Source organism: Comamonas fluminis (assembly GCF_019186805.1).
Classification (GTDB): domain Bacteria; phylum Pseudomonadota; class Gammaproteobacteria; order Burkholderiales; family Burkholderiaceae_C; genus Comamonas; species Comamonas fluminis.
Map to the genome: position 1 here is coordinate 774,643 of NZ_CP066783.1, position 13,149 is coordinate 787,791.

At 60.5% G+C, this 13,149-nt stretch carries 16 protein-coding genes; 15 read left to right on the forward strand and 1 reads right to left on the reverse strand.

From position 1 onward, the window contains the following. Positions 1-20: 20 nt before the first annotated feature. Positions 21-1,496 (forward strand): glutamate synthase subunit beta, encoded by a 1,476-nt coding sequence (locus JDW18_RS03830; RefSeq protein WP_218242422.1) that lies wholly within the window; start codon positions 21-23, stop codon positions 1,494-1,496. Positions 1,497-1,635: 139 nt separating this feature from the next. Here the strand turns inward: JDW18_RS03830 and JDW18_RS03835 are convergent, their stop codons facing one another. Beyond that, positions 1,636-2,076, reverse strand: coding sequence for a DUF3293 domain-containing protein (locus JDW18_RS03835; protein WP_218242423.1), 441 nt, complete (start codon positions 2,074-2,076; stop codon positions 1,636-1,638). Between the two features lie 177 nt (positions 2,077-2,253). On the opposite strand from JDW18_RS03835, the gene JDW18_RS03840 reads away from it, so the two are divergent. The 14 genes from JDW18_RS03840 to hisG all read left to right on the forward strand — a co-directional run bounded on the left by JDW18_RS03840 (position 2,254) and on the right by hisG (position 13,132). Beyond that, a complete protein-coding gene (locus JDW18_RS03840) occupies positions 2,254-3,063 on the forward strand; it encodes an amino acid ABC transporter substrate-binding protein (RefSeq protein WP_218242424.1) in 810 nt (269 codons plus the stop codon). A gap of 198 nt (positions 3,064-3,261) precedes the next feature. After that, positions 3,262-3,915, forward strand: coding sequence for an amino acid ABC transporter permease (locus JDW18_RS03845; RefSeq protein WP_218242425.1), 654 nt, complete (start codon positions 3,262-3,264; stop codon positions 3,913-3,915). A gap of 117 nt (positions 3,916-4,032) precedes the next feature. Further along, on the forward strand, positions 4,033-4,785 hold the full coding sequence (locus JDW18_RS03850; RefSeq protein WP_218242426.1) for an amino acid ABC transporter ATP-binding protein: 753 nt from the start codon (positions 4,033-4,035) through the stop codon (positions 4,783-4,785). 226 nt (positions 4,786-5,011) lie between these two features. Next, a complete protein-coding gene (locus tag JDW18_RS03855) occupies positions 5,012-5,836 on the forward strand; it encodes an ABC transporter ATP-binding protein (RefSeq protein ID WP_218242427.1) in 825 nt (274 codons plus the stop codon). Continuing rightward, complete coding sequence (gene mlaE / locus JDW18_RS03860; RefSeq protein WP_218242428.1) at positions 5,833-6,615, forward strand: lipid asymmetry maintenance ABC transporter permease subunit MlaE; 783 nt, start codon at positions 5,833-5,835, stop codon at positions 6,613-6,615. The genes JDW18_RS03855 and mlaE overlap by 4 nt, the downstream gene beginning before the upstream one ends. 30 nt (positions 6,616-6,645) lie before the next feature. Beyond that, on the forward strand, positions 6,646-7,149 hold the full coding sequence (gene mlaD / locus JDW18_RS03865; RefSeq protein WP_218242429.1) for an outer membrane lipid asymmetry maintenance protein MlaD: 504 nt from the start codon (positions 6,646-6,648) through the stop codon (positions 7,147-7,149). Beyond that, positions 7,149-7,922 carry an MlaA family lipoprotein gene (locus JDW18_RS03870; RefSeq protein ID WP_218242430.1) on the forward strand — a complete coding sequence of 258 codons (774 nt, stop codon included), beginning with the start codon at positions 7,149-7,151 and terminating at the stop codon, positions 7,920-7,922. Before mlaD ends, JDW18_RS03870 begins: the two co-directional genes overlap by 1 nt. Before the next feature lie 89 nt (positions 7,923-8,011). Continuing rightward, positions 8,012-8,647 carry an MlaC/ttg2D family ABC transporter substrate-binding protein gene (locus tag JDW18_RS03875; RefSeq protein ID WP_218242431.1) on the forward strand — a complete coding sequence of 212 codons (636 nt, stop codon included), beginning with the start codon at positions 8,012-8,014 and terminating at the stop codon, positions 8,645-8,647. Positions 8,648-8,693: 46 nt separating this feature from the next. Next, positions 8,694-9,017 (forward strand): STAS domain-containing protein, encoded by a 324-nt coding sequence (locus JDW18_RS03880; protein ID WP_218242432.1) that lies wholly within the window; start codon positions 8,694-8,696, stop codon positions 9,015-9,017. 80 nt (positions 9,018-9,097) lie between these two features. Then, positions 9,098-10,024, forward strand: coding sequence for an ABC transporter ATP-binding protein (locus JDW18_RS03885; protein WP_218242433.1), 927 nt, complete (start codon positions 9,098-9,100; stop codon positions 10,022-10,024). Then, positions 10,021-10,776, forward strand: a complete 756-nt coding sequence (locus tag JDW18_RS03890) for an ABC transporter permease (RefSeq protein ID WP_218242434.1) — start codon at positions 10,021-10,023, stop codon at positions 10,774-10,776. Before JDW18_RS03885 ends, JDW18_RS03890 begins: the two co-directional genes overlap by 4 nt. A gap of 74 nt (positions 10,777-10,850) precedes the next feature. Beyond that, the gene (locus JDW18_RS03895; RefSeq protein ID WP_218242435.1) at positions 10,851-11,093 is read left to right on the forward strand and encodes a BolA family protein; all 243 of its coding nucleotides are present in this window, start codon (positions 10,851-10,853) and stop codon (positions 11,091-11,093) included. 105 nt (positions 11,094-11,198) lie between these two features. Beyond that, positions 11,199-12,470, forward strand: coding sequence for a UDP-N-acetylglucosamine 1-carboxyvinyltransferase (gene murA / locus JDW18_RS03900; protein WP_218242436.1), 1,272 nt, complete (start codon positions 11,199-11,201; stop codon positions 12,468-12,470). After that, positions 12,467-13,132 carry an ATP phosphoribosyltransferase gene (gene hisG, locus JDW18_RS03905; RefSeq protein ID WP_218242437.1) on the forward strand — a complete coding sequence of 222 codons (666 nt, stop codon included), beginning with the start codon at positions 12,467-12,469 and terminating at the stop codon, positions 13,130-13,132. The genes murA and hisG overlap by 4 nt, the downstream gene beginning before the upstream one ends. The last annotated feature ends 17 nt before the right edge of the window (positions 13,133-13,149 follow it).

Below are 13,149 nucleotides of genomic sequence, written 5' to 3' on the forward strand. Positions count from 1 at the left end.
GATTTCAAGGATTAAAGATCATGGGAAAGACCACCGGCTTCATGGAATACGAACGCATCGAAGAGGGCTACGCCCCCGTTGCGGAACGCGTCAAGCATTACAAGGAATTCGTCATCGGTTTGACGAACGAGCAGGCCAAGGTACAGGCTGCGCGCTGCATGGATTGCGGCACGCCTTTCTGCAACAACGGCTGCCCGGTCAACAACATCATTCCGGACTTCAACGACCTCGTGTACCGCGGCGACTGGAAAAACGCCATCACCACGCTGCACAGCACCAACAACTTCCCCGAGTTCACGGGCCGCATCTGCCCCGCACCCTGCGAAGCGGCCTGCGTGGCCAATATCAATGGCGATGCCATCGGCATCAAGTCGATTGAGCACTCCATCATCGACCGCGCCTGGGCCGAAGGCTGGGTCAAGCCCCTGCCACCCAAGCACCAGACCGGCAAGAAAGTGGCCGTGGTCGGCGCCGGCCCTGCCGGCATGGCCGCAGCCCAGCAGCTGGTGCGTGCCGGCCACGACGTGACCCTGTTTGAAAAGAACGACCGCGTGGGCGGCCTGCTGCGCTACGGCATCCCCGACTTCAAGCTGGACAAGGGCTTGATCGACCGCCGCATGGAGCAGCTCGTGGCCGAAGGCCTGAAGGTGCGCACCGGCGTGCTGATTGCGGGCAAGGACGGTCTGGGCAAGGACTCCAAGGTCACCAACTGGGCCAAGGAAACCATTTCGCCCGAGCAGCTCAAGGCCGAATTTGATGCCGTGCTGCTGACCGGCGGGTCCGAGCACTCGCGCGATCTGCCCGTGCCCGGTCGTGAGCTCGATGGCGTGCACTACGCCATGGAGTTCCTGCCCCAGCAAAACAAGATCAACGCCGGCGACAAGCTCAAAGGCCAGATCCGCGCCGATGGCAAGCATGTCATCGTCATCGGTGGCGGCGATACCGGCTCCGACTGCGTGGGCACCTCCAACCGCCACGGCGCCAAGAGCGTGACCCAGTTTGAAGTCATGCCCATGCCGCCCGAGCAGGAGAACAAGCCGCTGGTCTGGCCTTACTGGCCGATCAAGCTGCGCACTTCGTCCAGCCACGATGAAGGCGTGGTCCGCGAGTTCGCCATCTCCACCAAGGAATTCACCGGCGACAAGGGCAAGGTCAAGAGCCTGACCACGGTGCAGGTCGAGTTCAAGGACGGCAAGCTGACTGAAGTGCCTGGCACCGAAAAAGTCTGGCCCGCCGACCTGGTGCTGCTGGCCATGGGCTTTGTGCACCCCGTCGCCACCGTGCTGGATGCCTTTGGTGTGGACAAGGACGCACGCGGCAATGCCAAGGCAACGACCGAGTTCCACGGCGGCTACGCCACCAATGTGGACAAAGTCTTTGCCGCAGGCGACATCCGCCGTGGTCAATCCTTGGTCGTCTGGGCTATCCGTGAAGGCCGTCAGGCAGCACGTGCTGTGGATGAGTTCCTGATGGGCGAGAGCGAGCTGCCTCGTTAATCACGGGCGCGCGTCAAGCAAAAAGGCATTCTCAGGAATGCCTTTTTTCATAGCATCTAGCGCTTGTATTGACTGGTTTCAAATGCTGTTTGATAGATATTTTGAGAAATAGCTTGCGCAAGCAGCTATCAAAATGAAATCAACGCAGCCATAACAGCTGGGGTGTGGCATCAGCACCCATCCACAGCACAGCGTTCTGCTCCCACTGTTGACCCCATTGCAAAGCGGCAGTTGCATTCATATTCCAGATCAGCACACTGTCTTCGCCGGGCCACTGGCCGTTCGGGTCCTCGCCGCTGCCGTTGCTGTACAGCAGCCCTTCGCGGCTCAGGCTTTGGCGCAGTGCGCTCATGCGGGCTGAGTTTTCTGCGGCGCTCAGCAACTGCCCCCAGGGGTTGCAGGCGGTGAGAAAGCAGGCCCCTTGCGGCGCCCTGTCTTTCAGCTGCAGGGCCAGCCAGTCGCTGTACTGGCCCACTCTCAAAGTCTGGGTGGTGCCATGATTCGCCTGCACCAGGTAATGCGCGGCGCGGTAGGCGTCTTGCAGTGCCAGGGGCAGCAAGGTGGTCTGTGGTGCACTCATGGGCGGATTTTTGAAGCGTATGCATGGTTTTGCGGCCAGCGGGTGACGTGGTGGCCCGTCTGCGCGACAATAGCGGATTCGGCGCTGGCGGCAGCCCGGCTCCGAGGCTGCTGTGGTGGCCTCGGGCGGGAGACAAAGCCTCCTGCCTCCGCTTTTTCCACTTCAAACTTTGACGCCATGAAAAAACGTACCCTGCTGGCCTCGGTGGCCCTGACTGCAATTTTGGCTGCCTGCGGCAAGAACGAGCCTGCTGCCACGCCCGCTGCAGCTCCCGCACCGGCTCCTGTGGCTGCTGCTACCAAGCTGGTGGTGGGTCTGGACGACAACTTCCCGCCCATGGGTTTCCGTGACGAGAAGAACGAGCTGGTCGGTTTTGACATCGACATGGCCCGTGAAGTGGCCAAGCGCGCCAACATCGAAGTGGAATTCAAGCCTATCGACTGGAACGCCAAGGAAGCCGAGCTGCTGGGCAAGCGCGTGGACGCACTGTGGAACGGCCTGACCATTCTGGAAGAGCGCAAGGAAAAGATTCTGTTCTCCGACCCCTACATGGTGAACAAGCAGATCATCATCGTGAAGGCTGGCTCGGACATCAAGTCCAAGGCTGACATGGCTGGCAAGATCGTTGGCGCCCAGGAAGGCTCCAGCGCCGTGACCGCCATGGCCAAGGACAAGGAACTGTCGGACAAGTTCAAGGAAACTAAGCTGTTCGGTGACAACATCGCCGCCATGATGGACCTGGAAGCTGGCCGTCTGGACGTGGTGGTGGTGGACGAAGTGGTGGGTCGCTACTACGTCACCAAGAAGCCTGACAACTACACCGTGCTGGCCGATGACTTCGGCACTGAAGACTACGGCGTGGGCTTCCGCAAGGACGACGAAGCCACTCGCAACAAGGTCAACGACGTGCTGACCGAGATGAAGAAGGATGGCAAGGCTGCTGAAATCGCTCAGAAGTGGTTTGGCGCTGACGTTATCAAGCATTAATTTGACTACCCCCTGTGGCGCTGGGCCTAAGCGGCCCCGCGCCTTCCCCCTGAAAGGGGGAAGGCGCCTGCGCTGCGGGGCGGCCCTTGCTGGGTGCCCTGGGTTGGGGCAAGTCAGTTGAGGGATGGGCGGTGCTTGCACCGCCTTGTTTTTTGTTTCGCCGTGGTGGCCCTGTGTCATTCCCGGTGCAGGCCTACCATGGACTATGTAATTTCGCTTTTGGGGCCCATGTCGGCTGGTGCCCTTGTCACTCTCAAGCTGTTCTTCATCACGCTGGCGTTGTCCATACCTCTGGGTCTGGCGCTGGCGCTGATGCGCATCTCCAGCATCAAGCCATTGAGCAGCGCCGTGGGCGCCTATATCTGGCTGATGCGCGGCACGCCGCTGATGTTGCAGCTGCTGTTTGTCTATTTCGCGCTGCCCTTTGTGCCCTACATCGGTGTGCGCCTGCCCGACTTTCCTGCTGCCGTGGTGGCCTTTGCGCTGAACTACGCGGCTTACTTTGCAGAAATTTTCCGTGCTGGCATCAAGTCTGTGGACCGTGGCCAGTACGAAGGCGCCAAGGTGCTGGGCATGACTTATGCACAGACCATGCGCCGCATCGTGCTGCCCCAGATGTGGGCGCGCATTCTGCCGCCTGTCAGCAACGAGACCATTACGCTGGTCAAGGACACCTCGCTGATCTATGTGCTGGCCCTCAACGACTTGCTGCGCGTGGCGCGTGGTGTGGTGCAGCGTGACTTCAGCTTCACGCCCTTTATCGTGGCTGCGGCCTTCTATCTGATCATGACCCTGGTGCTGACCTGGGGCTTCCAGTATCTCGAAAAGCGCTATGCAAAGTATGAAGCGTGACCCCTTGTACGGCTGCGCCGCGAGGCGGCTCTTGCTTGGCGTCTCGCAGATGGAGTTGAGTCAGTTTTGGGCGCTGTGCGCTGTGGAGAGTTTGTAATGGTGTCAGCATCTGACGTAATGATTTCTGCGAAAGGCATCCACAAGGCCTTTGGCGGCAACGAAGTGCTGCGTGGTGTATCGCTGGATTTGATGCGCGGCGAAGTGGTGGCCGTGATTGGCCCTTCTGGCTCGGGTAAGAGCACGTTTTTGCGCTGCCTGAACCACCTGGAAACCATCGACCGCGGCACCATCACCGTCGAAGGCGAGGTGCTGGCCAAGTCCGAAGGGGAGGCCAGGGCTCAGTACGTCAGCGACGCCGAAATTCGCAAGATCGGCCGCAAGATGGGCATGGTGTTTCAGTCCTTCAATCTGTTTCCCCATCTGACGGTGCTGGAAAACATCATTGAAGCGCCCATCATCGTCAAGGGCATGAAGCGCGAAGACATCATTCCCAAGGCCGAAGCCCTGCTGGGCAAGGTGGGTCTGGCGGCCAAGCGCGATGCTTACCCCAACCACCTCTCTGGCGGTCAGAAGCAGCGCGTGGCCATTGCCCGTGCCCTGGCCATGGAGCCGGACATCCTGCTGTTCGACGAACCCACCTCGGCGCTGGACCCTGAACTCACCGGCGAAGTGCTGCGCACCATGCGCGAGCTGGCCGAAGAGCATATGACCATGCTGGTGGTGACCCACGAAATGGGCTTTGCCCGCGAAGTGGCCAACCGCGTGATCTTCATGGACGGCGGTCACATCGTGGAACAAGGGCCCGCCGAGACCTTTTTTGCGGCGCCGCAACAGGATCGCACCAAGGCGTTTTTGCACAACATGCTGTAAGCAGGCGGTGAGTGTCACCGCTTGTAATTTCGGGTGAAAGTGCCTGAACGCGCAATCAGTCATGCGGTTCTAGCTCCTGATTCAGGAGTGATTTTTGCAGGCTTTGATGGCATAATTCAAAGAAACATTCATGAATGTATGTTTCTTTACGTGCTTGTCCCTGCAAATTAGGTGGTGACTCGGCACAATACGCGTTCAATCTCTACTTCGCCTCATCCTCCACCGCATGTCTTCCAACGCTTCCTTTGTGGAATTGCGCAACGTCACCTTTGGCTATGGTGACCGCGTCATCCTGCGCGACCTGTCTTTGCAGGTGCCACGCGGCAAGGTCACGGCTCTGATGGGGGCTTCCGGTGGCGGCAAAACCACAGTGCTGCGCCTGATCGGCGGCCAGAATCGTGCCCAGAAGGGTGAAGTGCTGTTTGATGGTCAGGACGTCACGCAGATGGACACGCAGCAGCTTTATGCCGCGCGTCGCCGCATGGGCATGCTGTTTCAGTTCGGTGCCTTGTTCACCGACATGAGCGTGCTCGACAACGTGGCCTTCCCATTGCGTGAGCACACCGACCTGCCCGAAGCGCTGATTCGCGACATCGTGCTCATGAAGTTGCATGCCGTGGGCCTGCGCGGTGCGCGCAAGCTCATGCCCAGCGAAATCTCGGGCGGCATGGCGCGGCGTGTGGCACTGGCCCGCGCCATTGCGCTGGACCCTGAACTCATCATGTATGACGAGCCCTTTGCCGGTCTGGACCCGATTTCTCTGGGTACGGCCGCGCAGCTGATTCGCCAGCTCAACGACGCCATGGGCCTGACTTCCATTCTGGTGTCGCACGATGTGGAAGAGACCTTCAACGTGGCCGATCATGTGGTGATTCTGGGCAACGGCGGCGTGGCTGCGCAGGGAACGCCTGATGAAGTGCGTGCCAATGCGGATCCGCTGGTGCAGCAGTTCATTCACGCCCGCGCTACCGGCCCCGTGCCATTTCACTATCCAGGCGTCAGTGCCGAAGAGGACTTCGGTGTTTCGGCCGAAAGCCGGAGGCGCGCATGAACGCTTTGCATCCCGCGCGCATAGGTGCTGCCGTGCGCAAGCAATTGAGCAATATGGGCATGGGTGCCCGCCTGCTGTGGCAGCTTATCTGCCTGATGGGGCCCGCACTCAGGCGCCCCCGCCTGATTGGCGACCAGATTCACTTTCTGGGCAACTATTCCCTGGCCATCATTGGCGTCTCTGGCCTGTTTGTGGGCTTTGTGCTGGGTCTGCAGGGCTATTACATCCTGCAGCGCTACGGCTCGGCCGAGGCACTGGGCATGATGGTGGCGCTGAGCCTGCTGCGCGAACTGGGCCCTGTGGTCACGGCGCTGCTGTTTGCCGGTCGTGCTGGCACGGCGTTGACCGCTGAAATCGGCCTGATGAAGGCGGGTGAACAGCTGTCTGCTATGGAAATGATGGCAGTTGACCCTGTCAAGCGCATTCTGGCGCCGCGCTTCTGGGCAGGCCTGATCACCATGCCTTTGCTGGCGGCAGTCTTCAGTGCCGTCGGCATCATGGGCGGCTGGCTGGTCGGTGTGGTGATGATTGGTGTGGACAGCGGCGCCTTCTGGGGTCAGATGCAGTCCGGTGTGGACTGGTGGGCTGATCTGGGCAACGGCGTCATGAAGAGCTTTGTTTTCGGTCTGGCCGTGACTTTCGTGGCCCTGCTGGAAGGCTATACGGCCAAGCCCACGCCAGAAGGTGTTTCCCGGGCCACCACACGTACCGTGGTGGTGGCATCGCTCACGGTGCTGGGGCTCGACTTTCTGATGACGGCCACCATGTTCAGCATTTGAGGCTGGCAGCAGATAAAAGGTAAAAAAATCATGCAACAGAACAAAAGTGATGTGTGGGTTGGCATGTTCGTGCTGATCGGTGTGCTGGCTCTGGTGTTTCTGGCCCTGCAGTCGGCCAATTTGCTGAGCCTGAACTTTGAAAAGACCTATGCGGTCACCGCCCGCTTTGACAATATCGGCGGGCTCAAGCCCAAGGCCGCCGTCAAGAGCGCCGGTGTGGTGGTGGGCCGTGTGGAGAACATTACCTTCAACGACCAGACCTTCCAGGCCGATGTGCTGCTGAAGATGCAAAACCGCTATGCCTTCCCCAAGGACAGCTCGCTGAAAATTCTCACAAGCGGTCTGCTGGGCGACCAGTACATTGGCATTGAGCCCGGTGCCAGCGAAGAAAACCTCAAGGCTGGTGACCGTCTCACTTCGACCCAGTCGGCAGTGGTGCTGGAAAACCTGATTGGTCAGTTCCTCTATGGCCGCGCCGAACAAGGCGGTGGTGACTCTGCGGATTCTGCGAACAATGCCGGAGCGAATAAATGATGAAAAATCAGCAAAATCAAGCTCAACCCGTTAAACGTATTGCGCTGGCAGCTACTGTTTCCGTAGCAGCTTTGCTCACGGGCTGTGCCACGACAACGGGCCCCGCCAACCCGGCTGACCCGTTGGAATCCATGAACCGCAGCATCTACTCCTTCAATGACAAGGTGGATACAGCGGTGCTCAAGCCCGTTGCCACGGCCTACCAGACGGTGACTCCGCGCCTGGCCCGTTCCGGCGTGACCAACTTCTTTGACAACCTGGGCGATGCCTGGTCGTTTGTGAACAATGTGCTGCAGGGGCAGGGCGAGGGCGCCTACAACTCCATGGTGCGTTTCAGCGTCAACACCGTCTTTGGTATTGGCGGTCTGTTCGACGTGGCCAGCGAGGCCGGCATTCAGCGCGCCAAGCAGGACTTCGGTCAGACGCTGGGCCGCTGGGGCGTGCCTACGGGCCCTTACCTGGTGTTGCCGTTCTTTGGCCCTTCCACTGTGCGTGACACGGCGGGCATGGTGGTCGATGCCTACGGCTACCCCGCTAACTCTGTGGATGATGTGCGCTGGCGCAACAGCCTCTACGGGCTACGCGTAGTGAACCGCCGTGCCGACCTGCTCAAGGCCGGCGACATGCTGGACTCCGTAGCGCTGGACAAGTACAGCCTGATGCGCGATGTATATCTGCGCTCACGCATCGGCGGCGCCGCGTCTGGCGGCGATGGTCGTCTCGAAAACTATGATGACGACAACGCTGGCAAGCTGCCACCAGAAGGCCAGTAAGCGTTGACTGGCGGCATAAGCAGCTGGTTACAAAGATGATGTACAGGCCGCGCCAGTGCGATGACACTAGCGGGCCAGGAGAAAATGCAATGAAACTGTCTCGTCGTATGCTGGGCATGACCGCTGGTGCCATGCTGGTTCTGAATCTGGGTCTGCCTGCGCAGGCTGCCGATGAAACGCCTGATCTGCTGGTCAAGCGCGTTTCTGCCGATGTGCTGGAAACCATCAAGAAAGATGCGTCCCTGCGCAATGGCGACTCGACCAAGATCAACGCACTGGTCAATGACAAAGTCATGCCTTATGTGGACTTCCGCCGCATGACTTCGGCTGCCGTGGGCCCCGCATGGCGCCAGGCCACGCCCGACCAGCGTCAGCGTCTGCAGGATGAATTCAAGGCGCTGCTGATTCGTACCTACTCGGGTGCACTGTCCCAGGTGGGCGATCAGACCATTACCGTCAAGCCCCTGCGCATGGCCGCTGGTGACACCGACGTGCTGGTGCGCACCCAGGTCAATGGCCGTGGCGACCCTGTGCAGCTGGACTTCCGTCTGGAAAAGCAGGCCACAGGCTGGAAGATCTACAACCTGAACGTGCTGGGCGTGTGGCTGGTGGAAACCTACCGCAATCAGTTTGCGCAGGAAATCAATGCCAACGGCATCGACAGCCTGATCAAGACCCTGGCTTCGCGCAGCTCCATGCCCGCCAATGTGAGCAAGGCTCAGTAACAGGCGGATGGGCGCCACCGGCGCCTGTTAGCCTGCACATGCAGACATGGCAAACAACTCTTCCCAAACGCTGCAGCTGCCTCGGGAGCTGACCTACCGCCAGGCGCGTGAATGCCTGCTGAGCCTGCGCCCGCAGGTCACGGCATTTGCTGCGCCTCAGGTGCCTGTGGACGCCAGCGCGGTCAAGGTGTTCGACTCCTCGGCGCTGGCCGTGCTGCTGGCCTGCCGCCGTGCGGCGCTGGAAGCGGGCAAGCAACTGGTGGTCAGCGGGCTGCCCAAGGGCCTCAAGTCCATGGCCGTGCTCTATGGGGTTGATGGCCTGCTGCTGCCCCCGGCAGAGGCCGATGCCACAGCGGCGCAGCAGCGCTGATTGGCAGCCTGTTACCCGGAAACCGCCCGGATTCCCCGCGGCGGCACAAACGGCGGCGAAGTCCTAGAATCATGGGCTCCATGTCCGCAGTCTCATTCCAATCCGTCTCCAAGTCCTACCAAACCCCCAAGGGGGAATTCCAGGCGCTCAAATCGGTGAGCCTGGATATTGAGGAAGGCGAATTCTTCGGTCTGCTTGGCCCTAACGGCGCAGGCAAGACCACGCTCATCAGCATTCTGGCGGGCCTGTCCAGGGCGACCGGCGGGCGCGTGCTGGTGCAGGGCAGCGATGTGCAGGCGAATTACGCCGATGCACGCCGCAAGCTCGGCATCGTGCCGCAGGAGTTGGTGTTCGACCCCTTCTTCACCGTGCGCGAGGCGCTCAAGTTCCAGTCCGGCTATTTCGGCGTCAAGAACAATGACGACTGGATTGACGAGCTGCTGCACAGTCTGGGCCTGACCGACAAGGCGCACAACAATATGCGCCAGCTCTCGGGCGGCATGAAGCGACGCGTGCTGGTGGCGCAGGCGCTGGTGCACAAGCCGCCCATCATCGTGCTGGACGAGCCCACGGCCGGTGTGGACGTGGAGCTGCGCCAGATGCTGTGGCACTTCATTGCCAAGCTTAACAAGCAGGGCCACACGGTGCTGCTGACGACGCACTATCTGGAAGAGGCCGAGGCGCTGTGCAGCCGCGTGGCCATGCTCAAGCACGGCGAGATCATCAAGCTCTCGACCATGAGCGATCTGCTCAAGTCTGCCTCCAGCAATGTGCTGCAGTTCAAAACAGATAGCGCACTGCCCAAGCCCCTGGCTGACCGTGCCCGCATTACAGGCCGGATTGTGCAGATTCCTGCCGCCAATGCTGCGGATGTGGAGCAACTGCTGGCCGCGCTGCGCGAGGGCGGCGTAACGCCCGAAGATGTGGAAATTCGCCGTGCGGATCTGGAAGACGTGTTTATCCACGTCATGAATCAAGAAGGCCAGCAGGCCGGAGGTGCGGCATGAACGGCTGGCAAACCCTGCTCAAGAAGGAAGTGCTGCGCTTCTGGAAGGTGAGCTTTCAGACCATCGCCGCGCCTGTGCTGACGGCAGTGCTGTATCTGCTGGTCTTTGGCCATGTGCTGGAAGGCCGCGTCAAGGTCTATGACACCATTCCCTACACCGCGTTTCTGATTCCCGGTCTGGTGATGATGAGCATGCTGCAAAACGCCTTTGCCAACAGCTCGTCCAGCCTGGTGCAAAGCAAGATCATGGGCAACATGATTTTTGTGCTGCTCACGCCGCTGTCGCACTGGGCCTGGTTCAGTGCCTATGTGGGGGCCGCCATTTTGCGTGGCCTGCTGGTGGGGCTGGGCGTTTTTATCGTCACGCTGTTCTTTGCCATTCCCGACTTTTCCGCGCCGCTGTGGATTCTGGTCTTTGGCTTTCTGGGCTGCGCGCTGATGGGCACGCTGGGCCTGATCGCTGGTCTGTGGGCTGAGAAGTTCGACCAGATGGCTGCGTTCCAGAACTTTTTGATCATGCCGCTGACGTTCTTGTCCGGCGTGTTCTATTCCGTGCATTCGCTGCCCAGTTTTTGGCAAACCGTCAGCCATATCAACCCGTTCTTCTACATGATTGACGGCTTTCGCTATGGCTTCTTTGGCCAAAGCGATGTCTCTCCGTGGCTGAGCTTTGCCATTGTGGGTGCAGCCTGGCTGGCTGTGAGCGCGCTGGCGGTGCACCTGCTGCGCATCGGCTACAAGATTCGTAACTGATTTTTAGGATTCAGGCGCCACAGCTTGCGAGACAATGACCGGTTTCGTGCGCTGTGCGCCAAAAGGCTTTTTTCATGACTGCAGACCAACTCAAAGACCTGATCGCCGCCGGCCTGCCCTGCGAACATATTGCGCTGGAGGGCGATGGCCGACATTGGTTTGCCACCATCGTCTCCGCCCAGTTTGAAGGCCAGCGTTTGCTGGGTCGTCAGCGTCTGGTCTATGGAACGCTGGGCAACCGCATGGCCACCGATGAGGTGCATGCGCTGTCCATGAAGACCTATACGCCTGCTGAGTGGACGGCCGCTCAGGCCTGAGCTTCGCAATAACAGCCAGAAACCCCCTGATTTGATAGCTCGCAGCGCTTTATAGATAAGCGATTGACGGTATTTTTATCCCTTATTGATTCAAGGCCTGACGCCATGGACAAACTCAAGATTCGCGGTGGTCGTTCGCTGCAAGGCGAAGTCATCATCTCCGGAGCCAAGAACGCCGCTCTGCCCGAAATGTGCGCCGCGCTGCTCACCAACGAGCCCGTGCATCTGCACAACGTGCCCCGTCTGCATGACGTGGCCACCATGCGCAAGCTGCTGGCCAATATGGGTGTGCAGACCGAAACCCACGGCGAGCGCGGCGGCATGAGCTTTGTCGCCCCCGACAGCCTGACGCCCGAAGCCCCTTACGAGCTGGTCAAGACCATGCGCGCCTCCGTGCTTGCCCTGGGCCCGCTGCTGGCCCGCTTTGGCAAGGCCAAGGTGTCGCTGCCTGGCGGCTGCGCGATTGGCTCGCGCCCGGTGGACCAGCACATCAAGGGCCTGCAGGCCATGGGTGCCATCATCACCGTGGAAAACGGCTATATGCACGCCAGCCTGCCCGAGGGCTGGACCAAGCTCAAGGGTGCGCGCATCACCACCGATATGGTGACCGTGACCGGTACCGAGAACTTCCTGATGGCCGCCGCCCTGGCCGACGGTGAGACCGTGCTGGAAAACGCCGCCATGGAGCCCGAAATCCCTGATCTGGCCGAAATGCTGATCAAGATGGGTGCCAAGATCACCGGCCACGGCACCAGCCGCATCGTGATTCAGGGCGTGGACAAGCTGCACGGCTGCACCCACGACGTGGTGGCCGACCGCATTGAAGCCGGCACCTTCCTGTGCGCCGTGGCGGCCACGGGTGGCGCAGCCCTGCTGCACCACGCCCGTGCCGAGCACCTGGGTGCCGTGATCGACAAGCTCAAAGACGCTGGCGTGACGGTGGAATCCGTGGCGCAGGGCCTGAAGGTGTCGTCCAACGGCAAGCTCAAGGCCCAGAGCTTCCGCACCACCGAATACCCGGGCTTTCCCACCGACATGCAGGCCCAGTTCATGGCCCTGAACCTGGTGGCCGAAGGCAATAGCGTGGTGACCGAGACGATTTTTGAAAACCGTTTTATGCACGTCAACGAGATGGTGCGCCTGGGCGCAGCCATCACCACCGATGGCCGCGTGGCACACATCGAAGGCGGCAAGCGCCTGTCGGGCGCCACCGTGATGGCCACCGACCTGCGTGCCTCCGCCAGCCTGGTGATCGCCGGCCTGGTGGCTGAAGGCGAGACCGTGGTGGACCGCATTTACCACCTGGACCGTGGCTACGACCGCATGGAAGACAAGCTGCGCGCCCTGGGTGCCGATATCGAGAGAATTTCGCAATGACCACCGTCACCACCCCTGTGACCATCGCCCTGTCCAAGGGCCGCATCTTTGAAGAAACCGTGCCCCTGCTGGCTGCTGCCGGCATTGAGGTGACGGAAGACGTGGAAAAGTCGCGCAAGCTGATTTTTGACACCAACCAGCCCAACGTACGCGTGGTGCTGGTGCGCGCCTCTGACGTGCCGGTGTACGTGCAGTACGGCGGTGCCGACCTGGGCGTGTCGGGCCTGGATTCGCTGATCGAACATGGCGGCCAGGGCCTGTACCAGCCGCTGGATCTGCAGATTGCCAAGTGCCGCGTCAGCGTGGCCGTGCGCAATGGCTTTGACTATGCCCACGCCGTCAAGCAAGGCGCGCGCCTGCGCATTGCCACCAAGTACCCCGAAATTGCCCGCCACTTCTTTGCCAAGAAGGGCGTGCACGTGGACATGGTCAAGCTGTACGGCTCCATGGAGCTGGCACCGCTGACCGGCATGGCCGATGCCATCGTCGACCTGGTGTCCACCGGCAACACGCTCAAGGCCAATGATCTGGTCGAGGTCGAGCCCATCATGGACATCAGCTCGCGTCTGGTGGTCAATCAGGCCTCGCTCAAGCTCAAGCAAGCGCCGCTGCGCCACATCATCGATTCGTTTGCGGCCGCTGTGGCCGCAAAGAACAACTGAGTTTCTTTTCTAGCCCA

Coding starts and splice junctions, on each gene's coding strand:
- JDW18_RS03890 (WP_218242434.1), top strand. CDS start 10,021: ATGAACGGCTGGCAAACCCTGCTCAAGAAGGAAGTGCTGCGCTTCTGG.
- JDW18_RS03845 (WP_218242425.1), top strand. CDS start 3,262: ATGGACTATGTAATTTCGCTTTTGGGGCCCATGTCGGCTGGTGCCCTT.
- hisG (WP_218242437.1), top strand. CDS start 12,467: ATGACCACCGTCACCACCCCTGTGACCATCGCCCTGTCCAAGGGCCGC.
- JDW18_RS03880 (WP_218242432.1), top strand. CDS start 8,694: ATGGCAAACAACTCTTCCCAAACGCTGCAGCTGCCTCGGGAGCTGACC.
- JDW18_RS03840 (WP_218242424.1), top strand. CDS start 2,254: ATGAAAAAACGTACCCTGCTGGCCTCGGTGGCCCTGACTGCAATTTTG.
- JDW18_RS03830 (WP_218242422.1), top strand. CDS start 21: ATGGGAAAGACCACCGGCTTCATGGAATACGAACGCATCGAAGAGGGC.
- murA (WP_218242436.1), top strand. CDS start 11,199: ATGGACAAACTCAAGATTCGCGGTGGTCGTTCGCTGCAAGGCGAAGTC.
- JDW18_RS03850 (WP_218242426.1), top strand. CDS start 4,033: ATGATTTCTGCGAAAGGCATCCACAAGGCCTTTGGCGGCAACGAAGTG.
- mlaD (WP_218242429.1), top strand. CDS start 6,646: ATGCAACAGAACAAAAGTGATGTGTGGGTTGGCATGTTCGTGCTGATC.
- JDW18_RS03895 (WP_218242435.1), top strand. CDS start 10,851: ATGACTGCAGACCAACTCAAAGACCTGATCGCCGCCGGCCTGCCCTGC.
- JDW18_RS03875 (WP_218242431.1), top strand. CDS start 8,012: ATGAAACTGTCTCGTCGTATGCTGGGCATGACCGCTGGTGCCATGCTG.
- JDW18_RS03885 (WP_218242433.1), top strand. CDS start 9,098: ATGTCCGCAGTCTCATTCCAATCCGTCTCCAAGTCCTACCAAACCCCC.
- JDW18_RS03870 (WP_218242430.1), top strand. CDS start 7,149: ATGAAAAATCAGCAAAATCAAGCTCAACCCGTTAAACGTATTGCGCTG.
- mlaE (WP_218242428.1), top strand. CDS start 5,833: ATGAACGCTTTGCATCCCGCGCGCATAGGTGCTGCCGTGCGCAAGCAA.
- JDW18_RS03835 (WP_218242423.1), bottom strand. CDS start 2,076: ATGAGTGCACCACAGACCACCTTGCTGCCCCTGGCACTGCAAGACGCC.
- JDW18_RS03855 (WP_218242427.1), top strand. CDS start 5,012: ATGTCTTCCAACGCTTCCTTTGTGGAATTGCGCAACGTCACCTTTGGC.